General features: G+C 64.9%; 12 protein-coding genes. All 12 read right to left on the reverse strand.

Annotated elements, in window-relative coordinates; translation table 11 throughout:
* Positions 1-11: 11 nt before the first annotated feature.
* Positions 12-272: a 30S ribosomal protein S17 gene (gene rpsQ, locus FJZ36_08455; protein MBM3214931.1), complete on the reverse strand. Its 261-nt coding sequence runs from the start codon at positions 270-272 to the stop codon at positions 12-14.
* A gap of 40 nt (positions 273-312) precedes the next feature.
* Positions 313-708 carry a 50S ribosomal protein L29 gene (gene rpmC, locus FJZ36_08460; GenBank protein ID MBM3214932.1) on the reverse strand — a complete coding sequence of 132 codons (396 nt, stop codon included), beginning with the start codon at positions 706-708 and terminating at the stop codon, positions 313-315.
* Positions 709-743: 35 nt separating this feature from the next.
* Complete coding sequence (rplP, locus tag FJZ36_08465) at positions 744-1,163, reverse strand: 50S ribosomal protein L16 (protein MBM3214933.1); 420 nt, start codon at positions 1,161-1,163, stop codon at positions 744-746.
* Between the two features lie 64 nt (positions 1,164-1,227).
* A complete protein-coding gene (gene rpsC / locus FJZ36_08470) occupies positions 1,228-2,037 on the reverse strand; it encodes a 30S ribosomal protein S3 (protein ID MBM3214934.1) in 810 nt (269 codons plus the stop codon).
* A gap of 130 nt (positions 2,038-2,167) precedes the next feature.
* Entirely contained in the window at positions 2,168-2,536 is a 369-nt protein-coding gene (locus FJZ36_08475; GenBank protein ID MBM3214935.1) for a 50S ribosomal protein L22, read from the reverse strand.
* Between the two features lie 76 nt (positions 2,537-2,612).
* Complete coding sequence (rpsS, locus tag FJZ36_08480; protein ID MBM3214936.1) at positions 2,613-2,873, reverse strand: 30S ribosomal protein S19; 261 nt, start codon at positions 2,871-2,873, stop codon at positions 2,613-2,615.
* Positions 2,874-2,905: 32 nt separating this feature from the next.
* Positions 2,906-3,742, reverse strand: coding sequence for a 50S ribosomal protein L2 (gene rplB, locus FJZ36_08485; GenBank protein ID MBM3214937.1), 837 nt, complete (start codon positions 3,740-3,742; stop codon positions 2,906-2,908).
* Between the two features lie 24 nt (positions 3,743-3,766).
* The gene (locus FJZ36_08490; GenBank protein ID MBM3214938.1) at positions 3,767-4,117 is read right to left on the reverse strand and encodes a 50S ribosomal protein L23; all 351 of its coding nucleotides are present in this window, start codon (positions 4,115-4,117) and stop codon (positions 3,767-3,769) included.
* The gene (gene rplD / locus FJZ36_08495) at positions 4,117-4,785 is read right to left on the reverse strand and encodes a 50S ribosomal protein L4 (GenBank protein ID MBM3214939.1); all 669 of its coding nucleotides are present in this window, start codon (positions 4,783-4,785) and stop codon (positions 4,117-4,119) included. Before rplD ends, FJZ36_08490 begins: the two co-directional genes overlap by 1 nt.
* Positions 4,786-4,816: 31 nt before the next feature.
* Positions 4,817-5,458: a 50S ribosomal protein L3 gene (locus FJZ36_08500; protein MBM3214940.1), complete on the reverse strand. Its 642-nt coding sequence runs from the start codon at positions 5,456-5,458 to the stop codon at positions 4,817-4,819.
* Between the two features lie 52 nt (positions 5,459-5,510).
* Positions 5,511-5,819, reverse strand: a complete 309-nt coding sequence (gene rpsJ, locus FJZ36_08505) for a 30S ribosomal protein S10 (protein ID MBM3214941.1) — start codon at positions 5,817-5,819, stop codon at positions 5,511-5,513.
* Between the two features lie 93 nt (positions 5,820-5,912).
* Positions 5,913-6,000 (reverse strand): elongation factor Tu (locus FJZ36_08510; protein ID MBM3214942.1); only part of this gene is annotated, 88 nt, incomplete at its 5' end.

A 6,000-nucleotide genomic window follows, 5' to 3' on the forward strand; every position in this document is an offset into this window, starting at 1 on the left:
CGAATCCGCGTTCAGCGCGCCCGCTCGATGACCGCCGACACGCGCCAGCGCTTGCGGCTGCTGAGCGGCCTCGTCTCGGTGAGCATCACTCGGTCACCGACTCGGCAGTCGTTGGTCTCGTCATGCGCCAGGAGCTTCGAGCTCCGGCGGACCGTCTTGCCGTAGACAGGATGCGCAAACGCCCGCTCCACGCGGACGGACACGGTCTTGTCCATCCGGTCGCTGACGACGACGCCAGTGCGCGTCTTGGGATTGCCTCGCTTGTTCGACATGGGTCTCGTCCTCGTGCTGGCTCCGCGTCAGGGGAGCTTTTCAGATCCTGGGCAACTGCTGCGTGCGCGCGAAGAACTCCGGGTTCCGGCGTAGCTGCGCCCACAGGCGCATCGCCAGGGTGATCGAGCGCGCGTCGTTGCCATCGATGTCGCCGCGCGACACGACGCCCTTCGGATCGTTCTTGCCCGCCGAAAGGCTGACGCCGCCGGATCCGAGGAGCTCCGAAACTTCCGGATCGGTCAACAGGAACCGCTGAATCTGCTTCTCGCGCAGCACCGTCAGGACTCGCGCGATGTTCTTGCGATTCCTACCAGGCTTGGCGGTGTTCTCCAGTTGACCGAACGCCTTCTGAAACCTGAGATCGAGCTGCACCTGTCGCAGCGTTCGCAGGTCATCCTTCAGCGTCGTGGCGTCCTTGGCGCGAAGCGCTTCCATCGTCTGCGCTTCGATCTCCGTCGCGAAGATCCTCATCATCCACCTGCCGAGTCCCGCACGACGATGCGAGTGCGGATCGGGAGTTTGTACTGCGCGCGCTTCATCGCCTCTTGAGCGACCTCGAGAGGAACCCCCGCGAGCTCGTAGAGGATCCGACCGGGTCGAACCACGGCGACCCACTCCTCAGGCGCTCCCTTGCCCTTGCCCATGCGGGTTTCCGCGGGCTTCTTGGTGATGGGCTTCGCCGGGAACACCTTGATCCACAGCTTGCCGCCGCGCCGAATGTAGCGCGTGATGGCGATACGACCCGCCTCGATCTGCCGGGCGGTCAACCAACAGGGCTCCAGAGCCTGGAGCCCGTACTCGCCGAATGCGATCGTGCCTCCGCGAATTGCGGTGCCCGCCATCCGACCACGGTGTTCCTTGCGGAACTTCACACGCTTGGGCATCAACATCCGAATGGCTCCCTCGACGCAACCTCAGCTTGTTCTGGCGCGCGGACGTCCGGCATCAGCCGATCTAGCCGCGTCGTCCGCCTCTGCCATATCCGCCGGAGCGGCCTGGTCCCCGTCCAGCTCCCCGTCCTCCGCGACCGTGCCGATCCCCGGCCGCGTCCGCCTGCGTGCTGCGTCCACCTCGGCCCCGACCCGCCGCCGGACGCGACATCAGCTTCATCGCCTCTTGCGCCGTGCCGGTTCCGATGACTTCGCCGCGGAACACCCACGCCTTCACGCCGATCTTCCCGAACGTCGTGTTGGCTTCGGCAAAGCCGAACTGGATGTCGGCGCGCAGTGTGTGCAGCGGAACCCGTCCGTCGAGTTCGTACTCGCTGCGGGCGATCTCGTGGCCCCCCAGTCTGCCGGAGACCATGATCTTGCACCCCTCAGCTCCGGCTCGCATCGTGTTCGCCACCGACCGCTTGATCGCCTGCTTGAAGGGCGTGCGGCGCTCCAACTGCGCGGCGACTCCCTCGGCGACCAGTTGAGCTTCCAGCTCAGGACGGCGAATCTCTTCGATCGCAATGCGTGCGGGCTTGCCGAGCTCCTTCTCGAGGTCCTGCTGCAGCTTCTCGACCTCGGTTCCGCGACGTCCGATGACGATGCCGGGCCGCGCCGTGTGAATCGACACGGTGAATCGACCGGAATCCCATCGCTCAACCGAGACGCGCGCTACGGCGGCGCGGCTCAATCGGTCCTTGACGAACCGCTGGATCTTGAGGTCCTCGTTCAGCCACGTCGAGTAGTCCTTCCGCTGGGTGGGAATCCAGCGGCAGTCCCACTTCTCGATGATCCCCAATCGGAGCCCGCGCGGATGCGTCTTCTGACCCACAAAGTACTCCTCAGTGACCGAGCGTCAGGAGGCGTCTAGACCGGAAGCGATCGCCCCTGACGACAACGGCGTGTCGAATCGGATTCCTCGGCATCGTGTCCACCTCTCGCAGTGAGGACCCGCGATACCGCTAGGCGCGGCGGTCGTCGATCTCGACCGTGATGTGGCATCGTCGGCGCAGAATGCCGTAAGCCATGCCGCGCGCGCGCGGGCGGATCCGCTTCATCGTGATGCCTTCATCGACGAAGATCGTCTTAATGAAGAGCGAATCGGCGTCCAAGTCCGATCCCTCGTGCCACTGCTCGTCGCGTGCGAGCTGGTGGGCGTTGGCGACCGCCGAGTCGAGGAGCTTGCCGATGATCTTCGCTCCCGACTTCGGGCTGAACCGCAGCGTGTCCAACGCCTGCTCGACCGGCTGACGCCGCACGAGGTCGGCGACAAGGCGCGCCTTCTGGGCGGATATGGGCGCGTTCCTCAGTATCGCTCTGGCTCCGCTCATGCTCTTGCGTTCCTTCTGTGCCGTTCCCGACAGCAGGGCGGCTCAGCGTCGAAGCCGAGCCCCCGGGCAATCCCGTCTATCCTCGGTGCCCACGGAAGCTGCGCGTCGGCGAAAACTCGCCCAACTTGTGTCCGACCATCGTCTCGACGATGAACACTGGGAAGAACTTCCGGCCGTTGTGGACCAGGAACGTGTGCCCGATGAACTCCGGGATGATCGTCGAGCGGCGCGACCAGGTGCGGATGACGCGGCCTCGCTCGCCACTCCGCTCGAGATCTTGGACTTTCTTGACCAACTTCCCGTCGACGTACGGGCCCTTCTTCAGCGACCGAGGCATAGCTTCCCCTCACACCAGGTTCAACCGCTGTCTTACCGCTTCTTGCGCTTGCGGCGCGAGACGATCAGGCGATCCGACGGCTTGCTCGGCTTGCGTGTCTTGTGCCCCTTGGTGGGAACGCCCCATGGCGTGACCGGATGGCGTCCGCCGGAGCTCTTCCCCTCGCCGCCGCCGTGCGGATGGTCCAGGGGGTTCATCGCGACGCCGCGCACCTTGGGTCGTCGACCCAGCCAGCGTGATCGACCAGCTTTGCCGATGATCACGTTCTCGTGATCCGCGTTGCCGACCTGTCCCAACGTCGCCGTGCACGCGCTCAGCACCATGCGAAGTTCGCCGGAGGGCATCAGAATCGTCGCGTAGCGTCCTTCGCGCGCCATCAGTTGAGCCGAGACGCCTGCGCTGCGGACGATCTGCCCACCCTTGCCGGGCGTCAGCTCCACATTGTGGATGATTGAACCGACTGGGATGTTCGTCAGCGGCAACGAGTTGCCCACGCGAATATCCGCGCCGGGACCCGACTCAACCGTCTGCCCGACTGCCAGCCCCAGCGGCGCGAGGATGTATCGCTTCTCGCCGTCCTCGTACTCGAGCAAGGCGATGCGGGCGGTGCGATTCGGGTCGTACTCGATGGCGGCGACTTGCGCCTTGATGCCGATCTTGTCGCGACGGAAATCGATCTCTCGGAACCGTCGCTTGTGCCCACCGCCACGCCGCCGCATCGTGACACGGCCCTGGGCGTTGCGGCCGCTCGACCGGCGCATGCCGTGCGAGAGGGACTTCTCCGGCGTCGCCTTCGTCACCTCCGAGAAATCGGAGCCCGTCATGAACCGGCGTGACGGAGTGACCGGACGGTACTTCTTGACCACGATGTACAGCTCCTGACGAGACGGGCTCTAGACGCCCTCAAAGCGGTCGATGGTCACCCCGTCGCGCAGCGTGACGATCGCCTTCTTCCGGTGGATCGTCCGACCAGGCCGAAATCGGCGGCCGCGGCGGTTCTTGTCCGGGTCCTTCACCTTGCCGCTCGTCCGCATCGTGTTGATCTGCACGATGTGACCGCGAACCTCGGGGAAGAGCTCCTCGAGCGCGGCTCGGATCTCCGGTTTCGAAGCCGTCGGGGCGACCTCGAAAGTGTACTTGACCAGACTGTCGTGACCCGCGCGCTCGCTGTACTGATGACGGATCAGCGTGCTCTTCTCCGTCACCACAGGACGGCGGAAGACATGAAAAGGGTTCTTCGCCATCAGGATGCCTCCGCGTCCGACGCGTCGGCGTCGGCGTTTCCACCCAGACGCGCTTCCAGAGAACTGACGGACGCCGGGAGAAGGACCAGCACCTGGTGGGTGATGACTTCGTAGGCGTGGAGGAGCGCGCTCGTCGTTACATTCAGCCGGGGAATGTTCCGTGCGGAAAGATACACGATGGGGTCTACATCCGGCAAGACGAGAAGGGTTTTGCGCCCGTCGATATCCAGCGTCTTCAGCAGCGCGGCGACCTCTCGTGTCCGAGGCTGGCCCGCGACGGGCACCGCATCGATCACCACGACGGCGTCGCTGCGGAACTTGTCGCGCAGCGCCGACAGAAGCGCCAGACGACGCATCTTCTTGGGCGTGCGCTGACGGTAGCTCCTCGGATGCGGTCCGTGCGCCGTGCCGCCGTGGACACGCGTCGGGGAACGCAGGTCGCCCGCACGCGCCCTACCCGTGCCCTTCTGCCGGAACAGCTTGCGTCCACTGCCGGCGACCATCGCGCGGGTCTTCGTCGCGGCGGTTCCCTGCCGCCGGTTCGCCAGGTGCGCGACGACGATCTGATGCATCAGCGTCGTGTTCACGTCACCGTCGACCAACAGGGAAGGCACTGCCACTTTCCCGACGGCCTGTCCCGATGGGTTCCGTACGTCTATCTCTGCCATGGTTCCGTCTTTCCCTCTGCGCCGCGGTGACCTACCGATGCGAATCCGGCTTCGCAGCCCTGCGGATGACGACGAGTCCGTTCTTGGGACCCGGCACGGCGCCTTTGACGACCAGCAGATGGCGCTCGGTATCGGTCTTGACAACCGTCAGGTTCTGCACCGTGACGTTGCTGTTACCCATGTGACCCGCCATCTTCCTGCCCTTGACGACACGCGAGGGCCACGCGCTCGTACCGATGGAGCCCGGACGACGTAGGTCCTTCTCTCCGCCGTGCGACTTCTTGCCGCCACGGAAGCCCCAGCGCTTGACGTGCCCGGCGAATCCGCGACCCTTCGTGATTCCGGTGACATCGACCAGATCGCCCTCAGCGAACAGGTCGCCGATGGTCACTTCCTGACCGACCTCGAAGCGCGATGCCTCCTCCGAGCGGAACTCGCGCAACTCGGATGTCGGCGCCACGCCCGCCTTCTTGAAGTGCCCCGCCGTGGGTCGGTTGGCACGCTTCTGCCGGCCGAACCCAAGCTGGACGGCGTCGTAGCCTTCCTTCGCTGCCGACTTCGTCTGAACCACTGGACACGGACCCGCCTCGATGACGGTCACCGCGACGGCGGCTCCCGACGCTTCGAAGACGCGTGTCATGCCCAACTTCTTGCCGATGATGCCTTCGCTCATAAGGCGTCCCCTACCGTAGGGTATCTCGTCCTCGAGTCCTGCGTCGGAGCGACTACTTGATCGTCACGTCGATGGCGATGCCGGACGGCAGATCGAGCTGCCTCAAGGCGTCCATCGTGCGTGGCGTGTAATCCGTGACATCGATCAGTCGCTTGTGGACGCGCATCTCGAACTGCTCGCGAGACTTCTTGTCGATGTTCGTCGAGCGGTTCACCGTCCAGATGCTCTTGTCCGTCGGCAGAGGTATCGGACCCGAGACGATCGCCCCCGTCTGCTTCACCGTGTCGACGATCTCGGACACGGATTGGTCCAACAGGCGGTGGTCGAACGCTTTGAGCTTGATGCGGATCGTAGCTGGCATCGTTTCCATCCCACCTTCATGAGCGTCGAGCCGTGGCGTCGGGGCTTCCTGCCGCCGGGCTCGTCCATCCCGAGACGCCGATCAGCTCAAGCGCTAGTCGAGAACCTTCGTGACGACGCCGGCGCCCACTGTGTGACCACCCTCGCGGATCGCGAACCGAAGCTCCTGCTCTATCGCGATC

It is taken from the genome of Candidatus Poribacteria bacterium, assembly GCA_016866785.1.
In the GTDB taxonomy this organism is placed as follows: Bacteria; Poribacteria; WGA-4E.